The organism is Pseudomonas sp. BF-B-26 (assembly GCF_019956495.1).
Taxonomy (GTDB): Bacteria; Pseudomonadota; Gammaproteobacteria; order Pseudomonadales; family Pseudomonadaceae; genus Aquipseudomonas.
The window spans coordinates 19,890-44,599 of sequence record NZ_JAHBDP010000090.1 but is presented as its reverse complement, the minus strand read 5'-3'; the positions used below and the strand labels follow the sequence as shown (position 1 = coordinate 44,599).

The 24,710-nt window shown below is 58.9% G+C and carries 24 protein-coding genes; 11 read left to right on the top strand and 13 right to left on the bottom strand.

What is annotated here, in order from left to right:
- Positions 1–86 precede the first annotated feature (86 nt).
- Positions 87–284 (bottom strand): YbdD/YjiX family protein, encoded by a 198-nt coding sequence (locus KGB03_RS20350; protein ID WP_008154232.1) that lies wholly within the window; start codon positions 282–284, stop codon positions 87–89.
- Positions 285–298: 14 nt separating this feature from the next.
- Positions 299–2,365, bottom strand: a complete 2,067-nt coding sequence (locus KGB03_RS20345; RefSeq protein WP_223528569.1) for a carbon starvation CstA family protein — start codon at positions 2,363–2,365, stop codon at positions 299–301.
- Positions 2,366–2,523: 158 nt separating this feature from the next.
- Here KGB03_RS20345 and KGB03_RS20340 point away from each other — a divergent pair, with 158 nt between their 5' ends.
- On the top strand, positions 2,524–2,892 hold the full coding sequence (locus KGB03_RS20340) for a PilZ domain-containing protein (protein ID WP_192410852.1): 369 nt from the start codon (positions 2,524–2,526) through the stop codon (positions 2,890–2,892).
- A 145-nt stretch (positions 2,893–3,037) separates the two neighbouring features.
- Here the strand turns inward: KGB03_RS20340 and radA are convergent, their stop codons facing one another.
- The gene (gene radA, locus KGB03_RS20335; protein WP_218537521.1) at positions 3,038–4,405 is read right to left on the bottom strand and encodes a DNA repair protein RadA; all 1,368 of its coding nucleotides are present in this window, start codon (positions 4,403–4,405) and stop codon (positions 3,038–3,040) included.
- 630 nt (positions 4,406–5,035) lie between these two features.
- Here radA and mscL point away from each other — a divergent pair.
- A complete protein-coding gene (gene mscL, locus KGB03_RS20330) occupies positions 5,036–5,449 on the top strand; it encodes a large-conductance mechanosensitive channel protein MscL (protein WP_008149145.1) in 414 nt (137 codons plus the stop codon).
- A gap of 46 nt (positions 5,450–5,495) precedes the next feature.
- On the opposite strand, the gene KGB03_RS20325 is transcribed toward mscL, so the two are convergent.
- Entirely contained in the window at positions 5,496–6,272 is a 777-nt protein-coding gene (locus KGB03_RS20325; protein ID WP_111451115.1) for a ferredoxin--NADP reductase, read from the bottom strand.
- A gap of 331 nt (positions 6,273–6,603) precedes the next feature.
- Between KGB03_RS20325 and KGB03_RS20320 the strand changes: the two genes are divergently transcribed.
- The gene (locus KGB03_RS20320; protein WP_218537522.1) at positions 6,604–7,335 is read left to right on the top strand and encodes a helix-turn-helix transcriptional regulator; all 732 of its coding nucleotides are present in this window, start codon (positions 6,604–6,606) and stop codon (positions 7,333–7,335) included.
- Positions 7,336–7,511: 176 nt separating this feature from the next.
- The gene (locus KGB03_RS20315; RefSeq protein WP_223528566.1) at positions 7,512–8,636 is read left to right on the top strand and encodes a methyltransferase; all 1,125 of its coding nucleotides are present in this window, start codon (positions 7,512–7,514) and stop codon (positions 8,634–8,636) included.
- A gap of 82 nt (positions 8,637–8,718) precedes the next feature.
- Here the strand turns inward: KGB03_RS20315 and KGB03_RS20310 are convergent, their stop codons facing one another.
- The 3 genes from KGB03_RS20310 to KGB03_RS20300 are packed head-to-tail and all read right to left on the bottom strand — an operon-like array spanning position 8,719 to position 11,397.
- Complete coding sequence (locus KGB03_RS20310) at positions 8,719–8,886, bottom strand: DUF2474 domain-containing protein (protein WP_074880353.1); 168 nt, start codon at positions 8,884–8,886, stop codon at positions 8,719–8,721.
- Positions 8,887–8,946: 60 nt separating this feature from the next.
- The gene (gene cydB / locus KGB03_RS20305) at positions 8,947–9,954 is read right to left on the bottom strand and encodes a cytochrome d ubiquinol oxidase subunit II (protein WP_123367752.1); all 1,008 of its coding nucleotides are present in this window, start codon (positions 9,952–9,954) and stop codon (positions 8,947–8,949) included.
- 3 nt (positions 9,955–9,957) lie between these two features.
- Positions 9,958–11,397 carry a cytochrome ubiquinol oxidase subunit I gene (locus KGB03_RS20300; RefSeq protein WP_218537524.1) on the bottom strand — a complete coding sequence of 480 codons (1,440 nt, stop codon included), beginning with the start codon at positions 11,395–11,397 and terminating at the stop codon, positions 9,958–9,960.
- A 403-nt stretch (positions 11,398–11,800) separates the two neighbouring features.
- On the opposite strand from KGB03_RS20300, the gene KGB03_RS20295 reads away from it, so the two are divergent.
- The gene (locus tag KGB03_RS20295) at positions 11,801–13,039 is read left to right on the top strand and encodes an MFS transporter (RefSeq protein WP_192410848.1); all 1,239 of its coding nucleotides are present in this window, start codon (positions 11,801–11,803) and stop codon (positions 13,037–13,039) included.
- Between the two features lie 22 nt (positions 13,040–13,061).
- Here KGB03_RS20295 and KGB03_RS20290 read toward each other — a convergent pair whose 3' ends face one another.
- Together KGB03_RS20290 and KGB03_RS20285 are read right to left on the bottom strand one after the other, a co-directional pair.
- A complete protein-coding gene (locus tag KGB03_RS20290; RefSeq protein ID WP_111451122.1) occupies positions 13,062–13,613 on the bottom strand; it encodes a DJ-1 family glyoxalase III in 552 nt (183 codons plus the stop codon).
- A gap of 66 nt (positions 13,614–13,679) precedes the next feature.
- Positions 13,680–14,135, bottom strand: a complete 456-nt coding sequence (locus tag KGB03_RS20285; RefSeq protein ID WP_192410847.1) for a DUF4879 domain-containing protein — start codon at positions 14,133–14,135, stop codon at positions 13,680–13,682.
- A gap of 214 nt (positions 14,136–14,349) precedes the next feature.
- Between KGB03_RS20285 and KGB03_RS20280 the strand changes: the two genes are divergently transcribed.
- Positions 14,350–15,645: an NCS2 family permease gene (locus KGB03_RS20280; protein ID WP_223528563.1), complete on the top strand. Its 1,296-nt coding sequence runs from the start codon at positions 14,350–14,352 to the stop codon at positions 15,643–15,645.
- A complete protein-coding gene (gene trmA, locus KGB03_RS20275; RefSeq protein ID WP_223528560.1) occupies positions 15,642–16,721 on the top strand; it encodes a tRNA (uridine(54)-C5)-methyltransferase TrmA in 1,080 nt (359 codons plus the stop codon). Before KGB03_RS20280 ends, trmA begins: the two co-directional genes overlap by 4 nt.
- A gap of 54 nt (positions 16,722–16,775) precedes the next feature.
- Here the strand turns inward: trmA and KGB03_RS20270 are convergent, their stop codons facing one another.
- Positions 16,776–17,222 carry a DUF2442 domain-containing protein gene (locus KGB03_RS20270; RefSeq protein ID WP_223528557.1) on the bottom strand — a complete coding sequence of 149 codons (447 nt, stop codon included), beginning with the start codon at positions 17,220–17,222 and terminating at the stop codon, positions 16,776–16,778.
- Positions 17,219–17,647: a DUF4160 domain-containing protein gene (locus KGB03_RS20265; RefSeq protein ID WP_111451127.1), complete on the bottom strand. Its 429-nt coding sequence runs from the start codon at positions 17,645–17,647 to the stop codon at positions 17,219–17,221. The genes KGB03_RS20270 and KGB03_RS20265 overlap by 4 nt, the downstream gene beginning before the upstream one ends.
- Positions 17,648–17,962: 315 nt before the next feature.
- Between KGB03_RS20265 and KGB03_RS20260 the strand changes: the two genes are divergently transcribed.
- The 3 genes from KGB03_RS20260 (at position 17,963) to KGB03_RS20250 (ending at position 20,316) form a co-directional block, all read left to right on the top strand.
- A complete protein-coding gene (locus KGB03_RS20260; protein WP_111451128.1) occupies positions 17,963–18,874 on the top strand; it encodes a LysR family transcriptional regulator in 912 nt (303 codons plus the stop codon).
- A gap of 141 nt (positions 18,875–19,015) precedes the next feature.
- On the top strand, positions 19,016–19,456 hold the full coding sequence (gene aroQ / locus KGB03_RS20255) for a type II 3-dehydroquinate dehydratase (protein ID WP_008149179.1): 441 nt from the start codon (positions 19,016–19,018) through the stop codon (positions 19,454–19,456).
- Positions 19,453–20,316 (top strand): shikimate dehydrogenase, encoded by an 864-nt coding sequence (locus KGB03_RS20250; RefSeq protein WP_263293649.1) that lies wholly within the window; start codon positions 19,453–19,455, stop codon positions 20,314–20,316. The genes aroQ and KGB03_RS20250 overlap by 4 nt, the downstream gene beginning before the upstream one ends.
- 12 nt (positions 20,317–20,328) lie before the next feature.
- Here KGB03_RS20250 and KGB03_RS20245 read toward each other — a convergent pair whose 3' ends face one another.
- Positions 20,329–21,006, bottom strand: coding sequence for a TetR/AcrR family transcriptional regulator (locus KGB03_RS20245; RefSeq protein WP_223528551.1), 678 nt, complete (start codon positions 21,004–21,006; stop codon positions 20,329–20,331).
- Between the two features lie 102 nt (positions 21,007–21,108).
- Positions 21,109–23,010, bottom strand: a complete 1,902-nt coding sequence (quiC, locus tag KGB03_RS20240) for a 3-dehydroshikimate dehydratase QuiC (RefSeq protein ID WP_223528549.1) — start codon at positions 23,008–23,010, stop codon at positions 21,109–21,111.
- 371 nt (positions 23,011–23,381) lie between these two features.
- On the opposite strand from quiC, the gene KGB03_RS20235 reads away from it, so the two are divergent.
- The gene (locus KGB03_RS20235; protein ID WP_223528572.1) at positions 23,382–24,698 is read left to right on the top strand and encodes an MFS transporter; all 1,317 of its coding nucleotides are present in this window, start codon (positions 23,382–23,384) and stop codon (positions 24,696–24,698) included.
- The last annotated feature ends 12 nt before the right edge of the window (positions 24,699–24,710 follow it).

The following is a 24,710-nucleotide window of genomic DNA, read 5'->3' as shown; positions in this document are numbered from 1 at the left end:
GTCTCAGTCGACATTAATGTTGAATGACACACCGCTTTCGCGAGCAAGCCCGCTCCCACAGGGACTGCATCAGCCTGGCTGTTGCATCAACAGCACTTCGGCCCACCCTTGCCACCGTAACGAGCCTCTTGGCGTTCCCGGAAGAACATCTCGTAGGTCATCACCGGTTTGTCCGGGTGTTTGGTTTGCATGTGCTCGACGTAATTGTCGTAGTCGGGCATGCCGACCATCAGGCGCGCGGCCTGACCGAGGTATTTACCGAGGCGACTCAGGTCATTGAACATACTGCAATCCTCGATCAAGCATCCGGCAGAGCCTGGAATGGCGCTTCTTTATCCGTACGTTGTTTGCTGCCCCAGGCGGAAATGCCGACCTTGAGCGCATAGAACAGGATACTGAATACCACGAACAGGAACAGCGCCGTCAGCGTTGCGTTGGTGTAGGCGTTGAAGATCACGTGCTGCATCTGCGTAATGTCCTTGGCCGGGGCGAGGATCTGACCGTTGGCCAGCGCATCGCTGTACTTCTTGGCCAGCGACAGGAAGCCGATCGCCGGGTTGGCATCGAACAGCTTGATGAAGCCGGCGGTGGTGGTGCAGATCAGCAGCCACACGGCAGGTAGCATGGTGACCCAGACATAGCGCTGGCGTTTCATTTTGATCAGCACAACGGTGCCGAGCATCAGCGCGATACCGGCGAGCATCTGGTTGGAGATACCAAACAGCGGCCACAAGGTGTTGATACCACCCAGCGGATCGATCACGCCCTGGTACAGCAACCAACCCCACATCGCCACGCAACCAGCGGTTGCGATCAGGTTGGCGGTCCAGGATTCGGTGCGTTTCAGCGCCGGCACGAAGGAACCCAGCAAGTCCTGCAGCATGAACCGTCCGGCACGGGTACCGGCGTCCACAGCCGTCAGGATGAACAGCGCTTCGAACAGGATTGCGAAGTGGTACCAGAATGCCATGGTGTTTTCACCCGGCAGGACACTGTGCAGGATCTGCGCAATACCAACCGCCAGGGTCGGCGCACCGCCGGCACGGGCCAGGACCGTGGTTTCACCGATGTCCTTGGCCACCGCTTGCAACGCTTCCGGGGTTATTGCAAAACCCCAGCTGCTGACGGTTTGTGCCACGGCCACCACGTCACCGCCGACGACTGCCGCCGGGCTGTTCATGGCGAAATACACGCCCGGCTCAATCACCGACGCGGCAACCATGGCCATGATGGCGACGAAGGATTCCATCAGCATGGCGCCGTAACCGATGTAACGGGCGTTGACCTCGTTATCCAGCAGTTTCGGCGTGGTGCCAGAGGAGATCAGCGCGTGGAAACCCGAGACCGCGCCACAGGCGATGGTGATGAACAGGAACGGGAACAGACCGCCCTTCCACACCGGGCCGGTGCCATCGATAAACTGGGTCAACGCCGGCATTTTCAGGTCGGGCATGGTGATCAGGATGCCGATCGCCAAGGCCACGATGGTGCCGATTTTCAGGAAGGTCGACAGGTAGTCACGCGGGGCCAGAATCAGCCAGACCGGTAACGAGGCGGCGACGAAACCGTAACCGACCAGCATCCAGGTAATCTGCACGCCGTTGAAGCTGAACGCCTTGGCCCAGAACGGATCAGCGGCAATCTGCCCGCCCAGCCAGATCGAACCGAGCAGCAACAGCACGCCGACCACGGAGATTTCACCGATGCGGCCCGGACGGATGTAGCGCATGTAAATGCCCATGAACATCGCGATCGGGATGGTCGCCATCACCGTGAAAATGCCCCATGGGCTTTCGGCCAGGGCTTTCACAACGATCAGCGCCAGCACCGCGAGGATGATGATCATGATCAGGAAGCAGCCAAACAGCGCGATGGTCCCGGGGATGCGGCCCATTTCCTCACGAACCATGTCGCCGAGGGAACGGCCGTTGCGGCGGGTGGACATGAACAGGACCATGAAGTCCTGAACGGCACCGGCCAGCACCACGCCGGCAATCAGCCACAGCGTACCGGGCAGGTAACCCATCTGCGCCGCCAGGACCGGACCGACCAGCGGTCCCGCGCCAGCGATGGCTGCGAAGTGGTGGCCGAAGAGGATGTGTTTGTTGGTCGGCACGTAGTCCAGACCGTCATTGTTGAGCACGGCGGGGGTGGCCCGTCGCGGGTCGAGCTGCATCACATTGTTAGCGATGAACAGACTGTAGTAACGATACGCAACCAGATAGATGGCCACGGCAGCGACCACAATCCACAAGGCGTTGATTGCCTCGCCTCGGCGCAATGCCACTACACCCAGGGCGCACGCCCCTACGGTTGCCAGCAGCAGCCAGGGTAGGTGGCGTAGCAGGCTATTATTATTTTTCATTTTATGATTCCAGCCAGGGTGGACAAGAAAGACAGTCATCCCGAGTTTAGCGCTAACGGCCGCAAAGGCCATCCCCCGACATGGGTTGAGCCATCACTTTGCTGGCAACCTGTGACAATGCGGGTCTATAGTCAGCGAACATTTACGAGGATTGCCTCATGAGCGAGCACCCTGCCGATCGCCGCCGCTTCAAACGTATTGCGTTCGATGCCCGAACCGAGCTGAGCCAAGGGGAATTCATCTGGCCGGTGAAGTTGATCGATCTGTCACTGAAGGGACTGTTGATCGAAAAGCCCGAACCGTGGCTGGGAAATCGGGAGTGGCATTTCCTGGTCGATGTTCATCTCAACGAGGACGTCGCCATCAAGATGGATGTGCAACTGACCCACGATGATCATGGTCAGCTCGGCTTCGTCTGCAAACACATCAGCCTGGAATCCATCGAACGCCTGCGGCGGTTGGTTGAGCTCAACCTTGGCGATCCGCAACAGCTTGAGCGCGAACTGGGCGCTCTGATCGAAATCTAAAGACTGGCGTCATTCCAATGTGGGAGCGGGCTTGCTCCGGGCGGCGTTCCGACGAAAGCGGTGTGTCAGGTGCCATTGATGGCAACTGACACTCCCTCTTCGCGAGCAAGCCCGCTCCCACAGGGTTTGTGTTCTGTCTGGAAAGTTAATCGAACAGGGCGTCGAGCGCCTGTTCCAGGCGCGTTACGGCAATAATCTGCAACCCCGGCGGCGCTTCTTTAGGCGCATTGCCCTTAGGCACGATGGCGCGTTTGAAGCCGTGCTTGGCGGCTTCTTTCAAGCGTTCCTGGCCGCTCGGCACCGGGCGTACTTCGCCGGAAAGCCCGACCTCGCCGAACACCAACAGATCGTGGGGCAGTGGCCGGTTGCGCAAACTGGACATGACCGCCGCCATCAGCGCCAGATCGGAGGCCGTTTCCAGCACCTTCACCCCGCCAACCACGTTGAGAAACACATCCTGATCGTGGGTCGGAATGCCGCCGTGACGGTGCAACACCGCCAGCAACATCGCCAGCCGATTCTGATCCAGACCCAGCGTTACCCGACGTGGATTGGCCAGATGGCTGTCGTCAACCAGCGCCTGGACTTCCACCAGCATCGGCCGCGTCCCTTCCCACGTCGCCATGACCACACTGCCCGGCACTTCTTCCTGCGCACGGGTGAGAAAAATCGCCGAAGGGTTGGAGACTTCTTTCAGCCCCTTGTCGGTCATACCGAATACGCCCAGTTCGTTGACGGCGCCGAAACGGTTTTTCACCGCCCGCAGCAAACGCAAACGCCCATCGGATTCGCCTTCGAAATACAGCACCGTGTCGACCATGTGCTCCAGCACCCGTGGCCCCGCCAAAGCGCCTTCCTTGGTCACGTGGCCGACCAGGAAAATGGCCGTGCCGCTCTGCTTCGCATAGCGCACCAGCAACGCCGCGCTTTCCCTGACCTGGGACACGCCACCCGGTGCCGACTGCAGTTGCTCGGTGAAGATCGTCTGGATCGAGTCGATCACCATTACCTTGGGCTTTTCCTGCCGGGCGGTGGCGATGATGGTTTCGATGCAGGTTTCGGTCATCACCCGCAGTTGATCCTGAGGCAAACCGAGACGGCGCGCGCGCATGGCCACTTGCTGCTGGGATTCTTCGCCGGTGACGTACAGCGCCGGCATGACTTTGGCGAGGTTGCACAGGGTTTGCAGCAGAATGGTCGATTTGCCGATGCCAGGATCACCGCCGATCAGCACCACCGAACCGTCCACCAGACCACCGCCCAACACCCGATCGAGCTCGCTGGACGCTGTGGAAAAACGCGGGATTTCTTCAACGCTGACTTCGGCCAGGGTCTTGATCTGTGCCTGTTGACCAGTCCAGCCGGTGCGACCGCTGGGGGCTGCTGCGCCACCGCTCTCCACCATGGTTTCGGTCAGGGTGTTCCAGGCCCCGCACTCGCCGCATTGGCCAGCCCACTTGGGGAAGGTTGAGCCGCACTCGGTGCAGCCGTACATGCGCTTGGCCTTGGCCATCTGAACTCCCGGCAAAAACCGCGATGATAGCTCAGCTGGAGTGGGTCACGCGCGGCGAAGTTACCCAGCGCCCCCCTGGCAGCAACTTGTTCAGTCTTTTGAATACATCCACTGCATTACTAACTGTGAAAACTGTACAACTTTCTCAGAAATTACTTTACACAATAGTTGTCTCGCTCAATAAAACAAAAACCAGAACCTGTACAGGCCTTCATCATTTATAACTTGAATGTACAATCCAGCCGTTAAGCAAACTTTACAATACGAACAACCAAGCCAGTGGCAATATAATGGCATTCTCCGCATCAAATATCAGATGGGACTGTTTAAGATACGAGTCCATACATCCTGTAAACCATTCACATTAAACGACATATACCGCAGCTTATCCTTGCATCGAACGAGTGATACTAAAGCCCCTACTTTTTATGTTTGTTTCTGCACTCCCTCCACTCAGCAGAGCTGAGCGATCGAGGGAGAAAATGCCCACGGGCGCCCGGGACGCCCAACATTAAAGCGGCTACCCCGAACACGGTGGCCGGCAAGCGCTATACACAGTTGTTTCAAGCACGAAGCACCATGCTGATTTACACTGCGTTCACCAACCTCATCTGTAACAAGGAATAACCTATGGGCGTGATAAGTGAGTTCAAGGCCTTCGCGGTCAAAGGTAACGTGGTCGACATGGCGGTCGGTATCATCATCGGCGCCGCCTTCGGCAAGATCGTTTCATCGTTCGTCGGCGACGTGGTAATGCCACCGATTGGCCTGCTGATCGGAGGGGTGGACTTCAGTGATCTGGCCGTAACGCTCAAGGCAGCCAACGGCGATGTCCCCGCGGTAGTGCTGGCGTATGGCAAATTCATCCAGAGCCTGATTGACTTCATCATCGTCGCTTTCGCGATCTTCATGGGCGTCAAAGCCATCAACCGCCTGAAACGCGAAGAGGCCGTAGCGCCAACGCTGCCGCCGGTTCCGACCAAGGAAGAAGAGCTACTGGAAGAGATCCGCGATTTGCTCAAGGCTCAGAACAATCGGCCCTGAAGACGTTAGTCAAACAATCAACGGCGCCCCTTGAGGCGCCGTTTTTTTACCAGTAATTTTCCACCGCCACCTGCCCGGGCCGGCGACTGAGGCTCAAGTGCATGTGGCGTTGTTTGAGCAATTTGCGCGTGTCATCGATCATCTGCGGGTTGCCGCAGAGCATGACCCTTGAGTGCTCGGCCGTCAGCGCCAGGCCTGCCGCCCGCTCCAGCTCGCCATTTTCGATCAGCGCAGTGATCCGGCCGCTCAGAGCGCCAGCATGCTGCTCCCGGGTGACGGTGGTGATGAACTGCAGTTTGTGCGCAAACTCCGCTAAATAGTCGCGCTCGGCCAACCCGCTGACGAGGTCCTGATAAGCCAGTTCCCGGGCTTCGCGCACGCTGTAGACCAGGATGATTCGTTCGAATTTCTCCCAGACCTCGAAGTCCTGCAGGATCGACAGAAACGGCGCCAGGCCGGTGCCTGTGGATAACAGCCAGAGATCACGGCCGTCGACAAAGCGATCGAGCGTCAAGTAACCAAAGGCCTGACGCTCGACCAGCAGCGTATCGCCGACTCCCAGCCGACTCAGCTCACTGGTGAACTCCCCCCCTGGCACCACAATGGAAAAGAATTCGAGGAACTCGTCATAGGGCGACGACACCATGGAATAGGCGCGCCATACGGTGCTGCCGTCAGCCTTGGTAACGCCCAGCCGGGCGAATTGTCCTGCACGAAAACGAAAACCCGGGTCCCGGGTGGTCCGCAGGGTGAACAGACTGGGGGTCAGCGACTGGACGTCGAGCAAGGTCTGGCGAGTGAATTTTTCTGCGCTGGCGGTCATGGGGTGCTCCATTCAACAGATAGCCACAGTGTCCCGCAAAGCGGACAGCTTAAACACCGGTGATTTGTAGTGGCTTTAGCCAGGACCTCATTTACATTAAGTTCATAGTACGACTTAAACATTAACCACGCGGTTAACGAGCCTGATTACAATAAGCCCGACATGCCCTTATCTACTCTAATTTCCTGACGTTAGAACCAGATATTTGTTTAAAAATCTCAAACCAAGCTAAAAAGTCTCACACAGACTTAGGAAACATCCTACACTCGCCTTCGTGCCAGATCTTGGATCCAAAATGGCACCCCCAAGTATCAACATCTGGAGAGACACAATGGAGAGGTGGAAGGAATCACAACTCAATCAATTATCACAGGCAACGGAGATTGAGACTGCCTACCGGATTTCACTCGGCTTTGCGAAAAACATTGGCTTTAAATTTTTCGCTTTTTCAACAACATACCAAACAAAAACTGACCACTTTAATACAGTCCAACTCAACAACTACCCGACGGATTGGAACATTGAATATGAACAAAAAAATTTCAACGCAATAGACCCGGTAGTGGCTCACTGCAATCACTCCAGATTGCCTGTCCTATGGAGCGAAGAACTTTTTTCCAAGACTCCCTGGTTGTGGGATGCGCTTGAGAAGCAAGGATTGCAGCATGGCTGGTCACAATCGGTCCATGACGAGGACAATGGTGTTTGCAGCATTCTGAGCCTGGCCAGAAGCCATTGCCCGATCACTGCATTTGAGCTGTATGAAAATCTCGGTTTCTCGGTGTTCATCGGGCGCCACCTGCACGGGTTGGTCACACAGACACTGCCCAAGAAAGCGGCGAAGCCGGTCGTGCCGCATTTGTCTCCCCGCGAAATCGATGTATTGAGGTTGGCGGCTGATGGCAAGACTGCCTATGAGAGTGCCAGAATCCTCAATCTCAGCGCACGCACGGTCAATTTTCATGTGCAAAGCGCGATTCTGAAACTGGGAGTCAATAACAAGATTTCCGCAGTCATCGCCGCAACCAAGGACGGTATTCTCAACAGCAGCGCGATTCGCTGAGCCAAAAAACCTGCAAGTAATCCAAAAGAAAAAAACGTACCATTTGCGGTCCTTCTTGAGTGATGACGTGTAAACCTTCACGGCGCAGTACACTCGGACGGTCTCGCCCGCTACAACGCCCTTGGGCTGCGGGACACCTGTTGATGACCCCCGTTGATTACCCAGAGCCCCGCCTCATGCCCTTGCTCGAAACACCCTTCGCCCGACTCGACCTGATCCGCCAGCCCGAACAGCAGAACGAACCGCTGCAGGCGTTTGACGCCGCAGACGAATACCTGCTAACCCATCTGGCCGACCAACAGCCCTCGGCCGACACTCGGGTTTTGGTGCTCAACGACAGCTTTGGCGCATTGGCCGCCAGCCTGGTGGGCAAGGTTCAAGTGACCAGCAGCGGCGACTCGTTCCTGGCCTTTCAGGGACTGGAAAAAAATCTGATCCGTAACGGCCAGGCATTTGATGCGGTGGCAAGCGTACCTGCCAGTGAAGCCTTTTCAGGCCCCTTTGACCGGGTACTGATCCGGGTCCCGAAAACCCTCGCCTTGCTGGAAGAACAATTGATTCGCTTGCAGGGCCAACTGGCGCCGGGAGCCCAGGTGATTGCGGCGGCGATGATCAAGCATCTGCCCCGCGCTGCGGGCGATCTGCTGGAGCGCTACATCGGCCCGGTGCAAGCCTCGCTGGCGGTGAAGAAGGCTCGGCTATTGATCGCGACCGCTGAAGTCAAAGCCCCCGTTGTGTCCCCCTACCCGACCCGCTATCGACTCGACGCCCCTGAGATCGAACTGCTGAATCACGCCAATGTGTTCTGCCGCGAAGGGTTGGATATCGGCACGCGAGCGTTCTTGCCGCACCTGCCAAAGAACCTTGGCTCCGCGCGGGTGGCCGACCTCGGTTGTGGCAACGGCGTTTTGGCCATCGCCAGTGCCCTGCAAAACCCAGACGCCCACTACACGCTCGTGGATGAATCGTTCATGGCCGTGCAATCGGCGGCCGAAAACTGGCGCGCGGCACTGGGTGACCGGGAAGTGGTGGTACGTGCCGGCGATGGTTTGGCGGGCCAGGAACCACAGTCTCTGGACGTCGTACTGTGCAACCCGCCGTTTCACCAACAACAAGTCGTCGGCGACTTCCTGGCCTGGCGCATGTTCCAGCAGGCCCGAGAGGCGCTGGTCGTCGGTGGCGCGCTGTACATCGTCGGCAACCGTCACCTGGGTTATCACAGCAAACTCGCGCGGCTGTTCCGCGGTGTCGAGCAAGTGGCGGCCACACCCAAGTTCGTGATCCTTAAAGCCCGAAAATAATCCCGGGTAAAAAAAACCCTCCAGCCAAGGAGGGTTGTGAATCCGTGCCGCAAGGCAACGGGATGGGATCTGCTGCAAAAAATCAGTGGGTCGTCAGCCCCGCGGCATTCATGAACATGCGCATCAGACTGGCCACGATGAACAGCGCCACAACGCTACCGGTCCAGATCATCGCCAGCCAGCCGAGTCGCTGCCAAAGCGGCTTTTTCTCTGCTGCTTCGATTTCCTGCAAGGAATGTTTACCCGCCATCATCGCAATCTCCTCTGAAGAAATGGCGCAGGTATCAGCCCTGCGCCACAGTCGCGCGTTCTAGTGATAGCCATCTTCGTGGGTGACCTTGCCGCGGAACACGTAGTAGCTCCAGAAGGTGTAACCCAGGATGAACGGGATGATGAACAGCGTGCCCACCAGCATGAAGCCTTGGCTTTGCGGCGGTGCGGCGGCGTCCCAGATCGAGATCGACGGCGGCACGATGTTCGGCCACAAGCTGATGCCCAAACCGCTGTAGCCGAGGAAGATCAGCACCAGCGTCAGCAGGAATGGCGTGTAGTGCGCATTGCGAGCCACTGCACGGATCAGACCGTACATGGTCACCAGCACCAGAATCGGCACCGGCAGGAACCAGAACAGGTTCGGCAGGGTGAACCAGCGAGCGGCAATCTCGGCATGGGCCAGCGGGGTCCAGATGCTGACGATACCAATCACCGCCAGTACCACGAAAGCCAGTGGCCGAGCCAGGTCATGCATCTGTTCCTGCAACTTGCCTTCGGTCTTCATGATCAGCCAGGTGCAACCGAGCAGCGCATAAGCCACCACCAGCGCCACGCCGCAGAACAGGGTGAACGGCGTCAACCAGTCCAGTGAGCCACCGGCAAATTGGCGATTGACCACCGGCAACCCATCAATGAATGCACCCAACGCCACGCCCTGGAAAAAGGTGGCGGCAACCGAGCCACCGATGAACGCCTTGTCCCAGAGATGGCGCTTGTCGTCCTTGGCCTTGAAGCGAAACTCGAAGGCCACGCCGCGAAAGATCAGCCCGATCAGCATGAAAATCAGCGGCAGGTACAACGCCGAGAGCACCACCGAATAGGCCAGCGGAAAGGCACCGAACAACGCTGCGCCGCCCAGTACCAACCAGGTTTCGTTACCGTCCCAGACCGGCGCGACGGTGTTCATCATCACGTCACGATCGGTCTTGCCCGGAATGAACGGGAAGAGAATCCCGATCCCCAAATCGAAACCGTCCATGACCACGTACATCATGATGCCGAAGATGATGATCACGGCCCAGATCAGCGGAAGATCAATACCCATGAGTCAAATCTCCTTGGTCAGGCTGGGGCGGTGGTCGTCGTCACCGTTGTCATCGGCGGCGGACAGCGGACGGGCCGGCGTGCGTTTCTGGCCAGGACCACCCTCGTTGGTTTCCTTGCCTTCGTCGATCTTCGGCCCTTTGCGCACCAGGCGCATCATGTAGCCCAGACCGGCACCGAACAGCGCGAAATAGACCACGACGAACATGATCAACGTGATGCTCATCTGCATGAAGCTGTGATTGGAGGACGCGTCTGCCGTGCGCATCAGGCCGTAGACCACCCACGGCTGACGGCCGATTTCAGTGGTGAACCAACCCGCGAGGATCGCGATCAGGCCGGACGGCCCCATCCACAACGCCAGGTACAGGAACGGTCGCGAGGTATACAGCTTGTCGCGTTTACGCAGCCACAGGCTCCACAGCCCCGTGAAGATCATCAGCATGCCCAGGCCCACCATGATCCGGAACGACCAGAACACGATGGTTGAATTCGGCCGGTCTTCCGGCGGGAATTCCTTGAGTGCCGGGACCTGTTTGTCCAGCGAGTGCGTGAGGATCAGGCTGCCCAGGTACGGGATCTCTACCGCGAATTTGGTCCGTTCTTCTTTCATGTCCGGCCAGCCGAACAGGATCAGCGGGGTCGGCTCATCGCCGTGGTTTTCCCAGTGACCTTCAATCGCGGCGATTTTCGCCGGCTGATGCTCAAGCGTGTTCAGCCCGTGGAAGTCACCGATGACCGCCTGAATCGGCGCCACGATCAAGGCCATCCACATGGCCATCGAGAGCATGGTGCGGATCGCCGGGTTGTCCTTGCCTCGCAGCAAATGCCAGGCCGCCGAGGAACCGACGAAGAAAGCGGTCGCAACGAACGCTGCCGTGGCCATGTGCATCAGGCGGTACGGGAACGACGGGTTGAAGATCACCGCCAGCCAGTCCACCGGAATGACCTGGCCGTTGACGATTTCGTAGCCTTGCGGCGTCTGCATCCAGCTGTTGGACGCGAGAATCCAGAAGGTCGAGATCAGTGTGCCGATGGCGACCATGACCGTGGCGAAGAAGTGCAGATTGCGCCCCACCTTGTTCCAGCCGAACAGCATGACCCCGAGGAAACCGGCTTCGAGGAAGAAAGCGGTGAGTACTTCGTACGTCAGCAGTGGCCCGGTCACGGAGCCGGCGAAGTCCGAGAAGCGGCTCCAGTTGGTGCCGAACTGATAGGCCATGACGAGTCCGGAGACCACGCCCATGCCGAAGTTGACCGCAAAAATCTTCGACCAGAAGTGGTACAGATCGCGGTACGTGTCGTTATGGGTTTTCAGCCACAGACCTTCGAGCACCGCCAGGTAACTCGCCAGGCCAATGGTGATGGCGGGAAATAGAATGTGAAACGAAATGGTGAACGCGAACTGAATCCGGGCGAGATCAAGTGCCTCCAAACCGAACATAAGTCTTCCTCTGTCAGGTAATACCGGCTGAAGGCTTGCGGCCTACACCCACTGCCCCCACGGATATGGAGTGTGGCGAATTTGAATTCGTTCTTTTTCTACAAACATCACAACGTAGGGAGTCTGGCCATCTGGCCGCCGGATCAATTCCACGAGCGGTCTTGATCTGGATCAAGCAACGTTGAAAGAGTAGTCCCATTTTTGACGATGGACGGTGTGGTCTTTTGCCGCGTGACAGGTTGCCTCGGCGCTACGGTCATAGGCAGAAACACATTCCCTGTGGGAGCGGGCTTTCTGCGCTTTCGAGATCGGTGTCTAGCTAACTAAATTTCCCTGCCCTGCAACTTTTGGTTACAGCTTGGTGATAATCTCGACCCTCCCCTCGCTCAAGACCTGCCCTCAGATGCCCAGCCAAGCGCCTTTGCTGTTACGTCATCACCGCCCTTTTATTGCGTTCTGGCTGGCTCGGGTGTTTACCGCCAGCGGTTTCCAGATGCTCACCGTGGCCATTGGTTGGAACCTCTACCAATTGACCGGCAATGTGCTCGACCTGGGCCTCGTCGGTCTGGTGGAATTCGCCCCGCGGGTGCTGTTCATGCTGCACACCGGGCATGTCGCGGACCGTTATGACCGGCGCAAGGTCGCGGCAATCTGTCAGTCCGTGCAAGCGTTGATCGCCCTGTCGCTGGCCATCGGTAGCGCGACCGACAATGTCACCCGGGAGATGATCTTCATCCTCGCGTTTCTGCTCGGTGCCGCCCGCTCCTTCGAAATGCCGACCACTCAAGCCTTGTTGCCGAGCATCGTGCCCAGCGCGCTGTTCCCCCGCGCCGTCGCCGCAGCCCAATCCGCACAGCAATCGGCGACTATCGTTGCCCCGGCCCTCGGAGGATTGCTTTACGCCTTCGGCAGCGTCTGGGTCTATGGCCCGACGGTGATCCTCTACCTCATCGCCTGCCTGCTGATGCTCAACTTGCCTGCACGGCAGACACCGCTGAACAAGGGCAAGGCGACGCTGGATTCACTGCTGGCGGGTATCCGCTTCATTCGTAGTCGTCCAGACATTCTCGGGGCGATTTCTCTGGATCTGTTTGCCGTCCTGCTCGGTGGCGCAACGGCGTTGCTGCCGGTGTTCGCCAAGGACATCCTGCTGACCGGCCCTTGGGGCCTGGGCCTGCTGCGTTCAGCGCCGGCAGTCGGTGCGCTGCTGATGTCGCTGTACCTGGCGAGATTTGCCGTGGAGCGCAAAGTCGGACGGGTCATGTTCACCGCAGTGGGTGTGTTCGGCGTCGCGACCATTGCGTTCGGCCTGTCGACCTCGTTCTGGTTTTCCCTGGCGGTGTTGGTGGTGCTGGGCGCGGCGGACATGATCAGCATGGTGATCCGCGCCTCCTTCGTGCAACTGGAAACCCCGGACGAAATGCGCGGTCGGGTCAGTGCCGTGAACGGCCTGTTCATCGGTGCTTCGAACCAGTTGGGCGAGTTTGAATCCGGCTTGACCGCCCACTGGTTCGGCACCGTACCGGCCGTGGTCATGGGCGGTATTGGCACATTGGTGGTGACCGGGGCGTGGATCAAACTGTTCCCGACCCTGGCTAAGCGCGACCGCATGCATGTGCCGGTGGAAGAAGTGAAGGTCTGAAGCAGTTTGTCCGGGGCACGTTCTAGACCACCAACTCCCCCGCCACCGCCGCTCGCGTGGCCTTACCGCAGAGTTGTTCCACCAGCGTCAGGGCGAATTGCAACGCCGCCCCTGAACCTTGGGCTGTGATGCAGTTGCCATCGACCACCACCGGTTGATCGACGAAGTTGCACCCCAACAGTTGATGGCTGGCCGAGGGCAGGCAGGTCATGCGCCGCTGACGCAGTACGCCAAAGGCTTGCAACGCCAGCGCCGGGGCCTCGGCGATGCCGGCGAACAGGCGCCCGGCCGCGGCCTGATCCTTGATCAATTGTTGCAGGGGTTGATGCGCCGCCAGATGTTGCGCCCCCACGTCACCACCGGGCAGGACGATCAGGTCGAACGGCTGTGCCAGCACGTCCACCAGCATCGCATCGGACGTCACTCGGGTGCCGCGCGCGCAGGTGAGCATGCGCCGTCCCTCGACGCTGGCCACAACCACTTCAACCTTGGCACGGCGTAGCACATCGATCAGGGTCACTGATTGCAGGTCATCGATGCCCTCGGCGAGGGTAATCAGAGCTCTAAAGGTCATGGGCGCAGTCCACTGGATGATCTTTAAAGCGTAGTCAGCTTTCCCGCCCCTTGTTCGAGCCTGCCGTTACTTGATGTAAAGCTGCGTCGACAGCGTGTTGCCTGGCGCGTTGATCGACGTGTTGCTGAAGGTGAACGTGCCTTCCTGTTTACCCGCCAGATCGAAGACGTACAGATAGCCGACGGTTTTTTTCCCGACGGTGCACTCAGTCAGGTTGCCATTATCAAAAGCACAGACCGGGGTCCGGGTGCCATTCACTTCAAAACCGTCCAGCCCGACATGCGCGCTACGACCGTAACCGACTTCCAGCACGTAGACCTTGATGTTCGGTCCGCTGTGATTGCAGCGGGTTTGCTCTTGCCCCTGCGCAATGTCTTCAAAACCACAGCTCGGCGACTCGACCTTGAGTACCTTCACCTGACTCAACGGCGCCGCCGATGCAGCCGAGGCGGTGTGTGCCCCCAGGAACAAGGCGATCGACACTCCGAATACGGCAATCAGACGTTTATTCATGCAATACATAAGTACCCCCAAAACCAGCGCGCAGTATGGCGCACTTGGCTTTACCGCAAAACATCGACGACGATCGCAGCCATAAGCAGCCATAACCCCACGCTGCTGGTATGATGCGCGGCTTTTTCCGACCCACAGAAAATTACCAGGCGCCAGCAGCGGTCTGTGCTTTGCTGTTGAGGTCGATACATTCACGGCGCCTGGCGCGCCACGGGGAGCAGACATGCTGGAAAGGCTGTTTCAACTCAAGGCACACAACACCAACGTGCGGACCGAGATTCTGGCGGGCTTCACGACCTTTTTGGCCATGGCCTACATTCTGTTCGTCAACCCGAGCATCCTCGGCGAGACCGGCATGGACAAGGGCGCGGTGTTCGTCGCCACGTGTCTGGCAGCCGCCATCGGTTCGACGGTGATGGGCCTGATCGCCAACTACCCGATCGCGCTCGCGCCGGGCATGGGCCTGAACGCCTTCTTTACCTACACCGTGGTCCTGCACATGGGCCACACCTGGCAAGTAGCGCTGGGAGCGGTGTTCATCTCGGCAGTGCTGTTCTTCCTGCTGTCGATCTTCCGCATCCGCGAATGGATCATCAACAGTATCCCGTTGCCGCTGCGCTCGGCGATTGCCGCCGGTATCGGCCTGTTCCTGGCCCTGATCGCCCTGCATAACGCAGGCATCGTGGTGAGCAACCCGGCAACCATGGTCGGCCTCGGCGATTTGAAAAAACCGGCCCCGATCCTCGCGACCCTCGGCTTTGCCCTGATCGTGGCCCTTGAAGCGCTGAAAGTGCGCGGCGCAGTACTGATCGGCATTCTGGCAGTCACCATCGCTTCGATCGTGATGGGCTTCACCCCGTTCGGCGGCGTGATGTCGATGCCGCCGTCCCTGGCCCCGACCTTCCTGCAACTGGACATCAAGGGCGCCCTGGACATCGGGCTGGTCAGCGTGATTTTCGCCTTCCTGTTCGTCGACCTGTTCGACAACTCCGGCACCCTGATCGGCGTCGCCAAGCGCGCCGGCCTGATGGGCAAGGACGGCCACATGCCGAAAATGGGTCGCGCCCTGATCGCCGACAGTACCGCGGCCATGGCCGGTTCGCTGCTGGGCACCTCGACCACCACCAGTTACATCGAATCCGCAGCCGGCGTGAGTGCCGGTGGCCGCACGGGCCTGACCGCCGTTGTCGTGGCGATTCTGTTCCTGTTGGCGCTGTTCTTCTCGCCATTGGCGGCCAGCGTTCCAGCCTTTGCTACCGCACCTGCGCTGCTGTTCGTCGCGGTACTGATGACATCCGGCCTGGCCGAAATAGACTGGGACGACATCACCGTCGCCGCACCGGTCGTGGTCACTGCTCTGGCCATGCCGTTCACTTATTCCATCGCCAATGGCATCGCCTTCGGTTTCATCTCCTGGACCGCGATCAAGTTGCTGTCCGGCCGCGGCCGTGAGCTGAACTCGGCACTGGTGATTCTGTCGATTCTGTTCGTGATCAAGCTGGGTTGGTTCAACGCATGACTTTTGATTCCAAGGCTTACGCCGTTCAGCTCGAAGAGAAGGTCACGCGCCTGCGTGACCTGTTGGCCCCGTTCGGTGCGCCAGAACCTGTGGTGTTCGACTCGCCGCTGAAAAACTTCCGCCTGCGCGCCGAATTCCGCCTGTGGCGCGAAGCCGGTGATCGTCACTACGCGATGTTTTCCCAGGAAGACAAGCGCACGCCGATCCTGATCGAAGAATTTCCGATCGCCAGCCTGCGCATCAACGAATTGATGCCGCAGCTGAAAGCAGCGTGGCAAACCAGTGCGGCCCTGAGCAACAAGCTGTTTCAGGTGGAGTTCCTTACCACCCTGGCTGGCGATGCGATGATCACCTTGTGCTATCACCGCCCGCTGGACGAGCATTGGCACGCGGCGGCGTCAAAACTGGCAGCCGATTTGAACGTCAGCATCATCGGCCGCTCCAAGGGCAAACGAGAAGTGATCGGTCACGATTACGTGGTCGAGCAGATGGACGTCGGCGGTCGCACCTTCAGCTATCGCCAGCCGGAAGGCGCGTTCACCCAGCCCAACGGCACCGTGAACCAGAAGATGCTCAACTGGGCTTACGACTCACTCGGTGATCGCTCCGACGATTTGCTGGAGCTGTATTGCGGCAACGGCAACTTCACCTTGCCGCTCGCGACGCGCGTGCGCAAAGTGCTGGCCACCGAAATCAGCAAGGCGTCGGTCAATGCCGCGTTGAGCAATCTCAGCGAAAACGCTGTGGGTAACGTCACCCTGGTGCGCTTGTCCGCCGAGGAGCTGACCGAAGCCCTGAACGAAGTTCGTCCGTTCCGTCGTCTGCACGGTATCGATCTGAAGAGCTACGAGTTCGGTAGCGTCTTCGTCGATCCGCCTCGCGCCGGCATGGATCCGGACACCTGCGAGCTGACCCGTCGCTTCGACAACATCCTCTACATCTCCTGCAACCCGGAAACCCTGGCGGCCAACATCGCCCAGTTGCACGACACCCATCGCATCACCCGATGCGCAATGTTCGACCAGTTCCCGTGGACCCATCACATGGAATCCGGGGTGTTGTTGACCCGCCGGTAATTGCCGACGCCAGATACAAATCAGCCGTCATCACGACGGCTTTTTTGTGCGTGCTTAAAGGGTGATATCTGTCTTGCGTGGGCGCCCGCCCTTACGGCCATTCGCCCGCGCAGCCTCTGCTTTGGCAGCGCTGCTTTGGCGACCATTACGCGAGGCGATGACCGACGCGGCCATGTCCATCAGCGGCTTGCTGGCCGAAACCATCCCGGCGATGGAGACTTGCAGATCCTTGCCCTCGTGGCAAAGGGCTGTCCCGGAAAAGCCGACTTTCAGGTCTGCGAAATCCTCGACGTCGAAATCATCGAACTCCGGATAGTGCTGCACGGGCAACAGTACGCCACTGCCATCAATGAAATTGACCGCCAGGCACGGTTCCACAAAGGTCACCGAAGTCGCCCGCAGACCGCCTTTGTGGCGCAGCTGGCCACGCTGGATGGCTTCATCCAGCACGGTTTCGGTTACGGGCCGATCCACCAACATTTTTGCTGTTATCGTTTTCATAGTTCGATCTCCACGCCCTCCGGAACGCCTATCAGCGCCAGCAGGGTCTTGTTCGTCTCGGGCTCATAGCAAGCCGAGCCAATCATGCAGGTCGTACTGGCGACCCTTTTTACCACCACGACTTCGCTGGTTTGCCAGTCCCATATCTGATGATCGAGGCAGACCGTGTGCAGCTTGTCCCACCAGATGCACCGAGCGCGGCGCAAATGAGCGGGTTGTCCGAGCGCGTGACGCAACCCTTCCAACACCGCTACAGGTGGCCTTCGAGAATGAGGAACCACGTCCCACAGCTCGACACTGTTGTGCCAGAAGCTGAATTTGAAGCGCGCACTCCAGGTTCCGGCATCCACATGTGCATGCGGCGGGCAGTGCTCATCGCGCAACATGATCACCATTGAAAACCCTTTGTAGCTGAATAATCGCATGCTAACCCATCCGTTAGGTTAATGAGCCCGAAGACCCGACATTCCCTGAAAAATCCGATAACTGGCGCAGTGCTGAATCATCACTGCGACTTTTGAGACTAGCGCCAAGGCTCGGCTCGGGCCGGTGGATAACACCGCAAAATGGTAAGCAATCCTTTCCTCGCGCCTACAAAAAAGCCGTCCCGAGGACGGCTGTCTTGGCTTGTCAGGAAATCAACCCGACGGGTTTGTTCATCACGAACGCCCTGTATCTGTGTGCAGACATCTGATAAACACTGACTCACACACTTCATTTGATCCCCGGTGTAATCAATCATGCAGCGACAATTCGACGATCTTCAACTGGGCAGCATCGAGCTGTTTTGCCTGGCCGCCGAGGCCGGCAGCTTTACCGCTGCCGCACTGGTGGCTGGCGTGACGCCCGCAGCCGTGAGCCGTTCGGTGTCGCGCATGGAAGAACGCCTGGGCGTGCAGTTGTTCGCCCGCACCACTCGCAGCGTCAAGCTGACCGACAGTGGTCGCCGGTATTACGAAGAATGTCGCCAGGCGCTGGCGCAACTGGTCGAGGCCCAGCGTGAGGTCATGGGCCAGCAGCAACAGCCTTCCGGCACCCTGCGCATCAGCATTCCCACCACCTATGCCCATCACCGGATTCTGCCGTTGTTGCCGGCTTTCCGGGCGCGCTTTCCAGCGGTGAAGGTCGAGTCGCACATCAGTAATCGCAACATCGATTTCGTCGGTGAAGGCTATGACATGGCGATCCGCGTGCGGGCGATTCCGGATTCCGGCCTGATAGCCCGACAGTTGGAAGACGCCGCGCTGGTGATGATTGCCAGTCCTGACTACCTCAAGCACGCGGGCATTCCACAAACGCTGGATGATCTTAAACAGCACGAGTGCATCCAGTACGAATTGCCCAGCAGCGGTCGGCGGATTGCCTGGCTGTTCAACGACAATGGCGTGCACCGGGAGATTCTGGCCGAGGGCAACCTCAGTTGTTCCGATGATGTGCTGGGCGGCGTGACCCTGGCCAAACATGGCGCGGGACTGTTCCAGACCTATCGCTTCATCGTCGAAAACGAACTGGCCGATGGCTCGCTGGTGGAAGTGCTCAAGCCCTATGGCGGGCGCTCGCGGCCGTTCACCCTGCTCTACCCGCAAACGCGCCATATGCCGTTGCGTTTAAGGGCGTTTATCGATTTCCTGGTTGAGCATCTGCCCCGCTGAAAAGCCGAAACCGTCCGATCACCGCACACATTAACCTTGAGAACCGCCTCTTCAATTGACCAAATTAACCATCTAGTACAATTTATCTCCACAGGCTGAAACCCTCGGCCAATGCCAAAAACAATAAGTGGAGAGACCCCGATGTCCCCTATCGTTCTGGTGCTCAACGGCCCGAATCTGAACCTGCTCGGCACCCGTGAGCCGGCGACTTACGGCCACGAAACTCTGGCCGACATCTCTGCGTTGTGCGGTCGTGCCGCCGAAGAGTTCGGCCTGGCGGTGGAGTTTCGCCAGACCAATCATGAAGGCGAACTGCTCGACTGGATTCACGCCGCTCGCGGCCGTTGTGCCGGGATCGTCATCAACCCGGCCGCCTGGACCCACACCTCGGTCGCGATCCGCGATGCCCTGGTCGCCAGCGAATTGCCGGTTATCGAAGTCCACCTGTCCAACGTTCATGCCCGCGAGCCCTTCCGCCATCACTCTTTTGTGTCGGCCATCGCCACGGCGGTGATGGCCGGTTTCGGCAGCCACGGCTATCGCCTGGCGCTGGAGCATTTCAGCCAACGTTTAAAGGGATGAAGACCGTGACTCAGAACAACGCGGTACTGGCCGGACTGATCGGCGCCGGCATCCAGGCCTCTCGCACCCCCGCCCTGCACGAGCATGAAGGCGATGCCCAGGGTTTGCGTTACCTCTATCGCCTGATCGATCTGGACCCGTTGAAACTCGACAGCAGCGCCCTGCCCGACCTGTTGGTAGCCGCCGAGCGGATGAACTTCACCGGCCTGAACATCACCTTTCCGTGCAAGCAGACGATCATCCCGCTGCTCGACGAATTGTCACCGGAAGCCCGAGGCATTGGGGCGGTGAACACAGTTGTGCTGAAGGACGGCAAACGCATCGGCCACAACACCGATTGCCTGGGCTTCGCCGAAGGTTTCCGTCGTGGCTTGCAGGGCGTTGCCCTAGAGCGCGTCGTGCAAATGGGCGCCGGTGGCGCCGGCGCGGCAGTGGCCCATGCACTCTTGAGTGAAGGCGTACAGCTGCTGAGCATTTTCGACGTGGAGACCAGCCGCGCCCAGAGCCTGGCGGACAACCTCAATCAACATTTCGGCAGCGGCCGGGCTGTTGCGGGCCATGACTTGTCGAGCACCCTGTCCCAGGCTGACGGTCTGGTAAACACCACCCCCATGGGCATGAAAAAACTGCCGGGCATGCCAGTGCCGGTGGAGCTGCTTCGAGGTGAGTTATGGGTGGCGGAGATCGTTTACTTCCCGCTGGAAACCGAACTGCTGCGCAACGCCCGCGCGTTGGGTTGCCGCACGCTGGATGGCGGCAACATGGCGGTGTTTCAAGCGGTGAAGGCGTTTGAGTTGTTCAGCGGCGTGGTGCCGGATGCGCAGCGAATGCTCGAGCATTTTCAGAGCATGAATGGCTGAAAAGCGAAGGCGTCAGGCCTGCAGATAGCGCAAAACCGACTCGCAGATCATCGCCCGATGACGTTGCTTGATGCTTTCTTCCGGCAGGTCGATCTGAAAAATCTCACTTAAGGTATGGCGGTTCGACACGCGATAGAAACAGAACGAGCTGATCAGCAGATGCACATCCAACGGCTCGAGCCCCGCGCGGAACACACCTTCCTCAGCACCGCGACGCAAAATCTCGCCCAGTGAATCGAGGATGGTGTTGTTCATCGCCTTGATCGCATCGGAGCGCTTCACGTATTCAGCGTTGTGAATGTTCTCGATGCTGACGATACGCACGAAGTCGACATTACGATCATGGTGGTCGAAAGTGAACTCCACCAGCCGCCGAATCGCCTCCACCGGAGCCAGTTCCGTCAGGTGCAGACGATTTTCGGTGCTGCGGATATCGCCGTAGAGTTTCTCCAGCACCTCGACGTAGAGCTGTTCCTTACTGCCGAAGTAGTAATAGATCATGCGTTTTGAGGTGTGGATGCGCTCGGCAATCGCATCGACGCGAGCGCCGGAAAGCCCCTGCTGGACGAACTCGACAATCGCCTCTTGAAGGATATTCTCGCGGGTCTTTTCCGGGTTGTTCTTGCGACTCTTGCGCGGCTCGACAATCGGCTCGTCGGGCGCTGCGGAGAGTTCTGAAGTTATCGTCATTGCGGGCTCACGGCCATCACTGCACAGGTTGGCGATTATGGGCCGCGCCGCACAGTGAAGGAAGCCGCGCGGCGGCGGTTTGTACCCATGTTTACGATTTTCCTACAACTTTGCCTGACGTACGGCACCGCTTCGAGACTTGGCCATGGCCGCCAGTCGCACCGCGACGTTGGCTGCGCCGTAACCTGCGTAACCGTTCTTGCGCTGGATGATTTCGAAGAAGAAGCGTCCTTCGAACGGTTCGGTATACACATGGAACAGCTCGCCACCTTGGGCATCGCGGTCATAGAGCACGTTGTAATAGGCCAGTTCACTGAGGAATTCGTCGTCGAAATCGAACCGTGCGGCGAGGTCATCGTAGTAATTGAGCGGGATATCCAGCAGCGGTACGCCCGCCTCCTTGGCCCGGCTGACTTCGGCAAAAATATCGTCGCAATCGAAGGCGATGTGATGCACGCCGGAGCCGCGATAACTCGACAGTGCATGTGAGATCGCGGTGTTGCGGTTCTCGGAAATGTTCAGCGGCAAGCGGATCGAACTGTCCCGGCTGCGCAGCGCACGACTCTTTACCAAGCCGTACGGGTCAGGCAGCACCACTTCATCATCGGCTTCAAAATCCAGCAGGCTTTTATAGAACAGCACCCAACTGTCGAGGCTGTCGGCCGGCAGCGCCATCGCCATATGGTCAATGCGCTTGAGACCGCCACTGGCCACGGCGGAGGGTTGCAGATTGAAGTCGGTGCCGTAGACATCGGCGTCCTGGTCCACCAGATAAATCAGGCTGCCATCCGGCGCGCGCACCGCGGCGAGCTCCAGTTCATTGGGGCCGACCAGTCCGCGATACGGCTGACCTTTATAAGCCACGGCCCGAGCCAGCGCACTGGCGCTGTCCTTGACCCGCACGGCGGTGGCGCACAGCGAGGGGCCATGTGCCTCAAAAAAACTGTGGGCGAACGAGTAAGGCTCGGAATTGAGGATCAGGTTGATATCACCCTGACGCAGCAAGCTCACACTCTTGGAACGATGCTGGCCGGCTTTGACAAAACCCAGCCGCTCCAGCCAATGGGACAGCTTGGCGCCAAGGCTTTCGTCCACGGCGAATTCAAGAAACTCGATGCCGTTGTACTCGCTGGCCTGGGGCGTCTCGAACAGAATGTCGACAGTGGCCGGTGGCATGGCTTCCTGCGCCAGACGCTCGCGGGTTTTCTCTTCCAGGTACAGCAACGAGCGCAAACCATCAGCGGCATTGGCCCGTGGCGGCGCGGCGCGGAAGCCGTCGTTGAAGATCTCCAGCGACAACGGCCCGGTGTAACCGCTCTTGATGATTGGCGCGAGAAAACCCGGCAGATCGAATTCGCCCTGGCCCGGGAAACAGCGAAAATGCCGGCTCCACTCCAGCACGTCCATGGCCAGGATCGGCGCGTCGGCCATTTGCACGAAGAAAATCTTGTCGCCGGGAATCTCGGCGATCGCGCTCGGATCACCCTTGAGTGACAGCGTGTGAAAGCTGTCCAGCAACACGCCGAGGTTTGGGTGATCTGCCTGACGGACGATGTTCCATACCTGTTGATAAGTGTTCACGTGGCGGCCCCAGGCCAGCGCTTCATAGCCGATCCGCAAACCGCGAGCACCGGCGTGTTCGGCCAGCAAGCGTAAATCGTCGATCAGAATCTGTTCGTCACCGATGGCGTCGGCCGAAGCGTTGCTGCATACCAGCACCAGGTCGGTGCCCAGTTCCTGCATCAGGTCGAACTTGCGCTCGGCCCGTTCCAGGTTGCGCGGCAGGCGGTCGCGGCGGCAGCCCTCGAAATCCCGGAAAGGTTGAAACAGCGTGATCGCGATCCCGAGATCGGCGCACATCTGTTTAATTTCCCGCGGACTGCCGTCGTAGTAGAGAAGGTCATTCTCGAAAATTTCCACCCCGTCGAAACCGGCGGCGGCAATGGCTTCAAGTTTTTCCGGCAGGGTACCGCTCAAGGACACGGTGGCAATGGAACGCTGCATATTTCGACTCCCGGTGGTGGAGACAATCTTGTTATCAATCGCACGCTTCGAGTAGGAGCACGGCTTGCCGGCGATGGCGATTTCGAGGACGCCATCGCCGGCAAGCCGGGCTCCTACAGGGATGGCGTTTAACTTGGGATGGATTATTGGCCGGTCGAATCGACACAGCAATTCAAAGTGTACTACCCAGTTAGTTTTGCGTGCGATTATCGAACACAATGGCCCTTGGCGAATTGACGATTTTTCGTCCACTGCGCAACATCAACGCCACATTGGGGGCCGTCATCAACCACGGCCCCCGGTGACCAAAGACCCAGAACACCACATAAAAATAATCGGTGGCCTACATGACTCCTTCTGAAAGCTCTTCCATGGAGCGCTCCTCCATGACTCCTGCCACCAGCGGCATCGGCGACAAGATCCGCGGTGCGATGGCGGTCGGCAAAACCCGTTGGGGCATGCTGGCGCTGGTGTTCTTCGCCACCACCCTGAACTACATCGACCGCGCCGCACTGGGCGTGATGCAGCCTATTCTCGCCAAGGAAATGAGCTGGACGGCGATGGACTACGCCAACATCAACTTCTGGTTCCAGGTCGGCTACGCAATCGGTTTCGTGCTGCAAGGCCGGTTGATCGATCGGGTCGGCGTCAAGCGCGTGTTCTTCTTCGCCGTGCTGCTCTGGAGCCTGGCGACCGGCGCCCACGGCCTGGCCACTTCGGCCGTCGGCTTCATGGTCTGCCGATTCATTCTGGGTCTGACGGAAGCCGCCAACTACCCGGCGTGCGTGAAGACCACCCGGTTGTGGTTCCCGGCCGGCGAACGCGCCGTGGCCACCGGCATCTTCAACGCCGGGACCAACGTCGGCGCGATGTTCACCCCCATGTTGTTGCCGCTGATCCTGCATGTATGGGGCTGGCAGGCCGCGTTCCTGTGCATGTCGGCACTGGGCGGGATCTGGTTGTTGTTCTGGGGCTTGAAGTACTACAACCCGGAAGAACATCCGAGCGTCAAACAATCGGAACTGGACTACATCCAGAAGGAAGTCGAACCGGAACAATCCCGCGTACCGTTCTCGAAAATCCTGCGCATGCGTGGCACTTGGGCCTTCGCCCTGGCTTATGCGATCACCGCGCCGGTGTTCTGGTTCTACCTCTACTGGCTGCCGCCGTTCCTCAATCAGCAATACAACCTGGGGATCAACGTGACCCAGATGGGTATCCCGCTGATCATCATCTACCTCACTGCCGATTTCGGCAGCGTCGGCGGCGGGATCCTGTCCTCGTTCCTGATCGGCCGTGGCGTCAACCCGATCAAGGCGCGGCTGATGTCCATGTTCCTGTTCGCCTGCTGCATCGTCGGCGTGATCATGGCGGCGGGTTCGAGCAGCCTGTGGGTCGCGGTGTTCGCCATCTCCCTGGCCATCGGTGCGCACCAGGCCTGGACCGCGAACATCTGGAGCCTGGTGATGGACTACACGCCTAAACACATGATGAGTACGGTGTTCGGCTTCGGTGGCATGTGCGCGGCCATCGGCGGGATGTTCATGACCCAGTTGGTCGGCCACATTCTGACGATCACCAACAACAACTACACCGTGCTGTTCACCATGATTCCGGCGATGTACTTCATCGCGCTGATCTGGATGTACTTCATGGCACCGCGCAAGATTCCGACCGTCACCCCGTAAAACCCCTCCCCC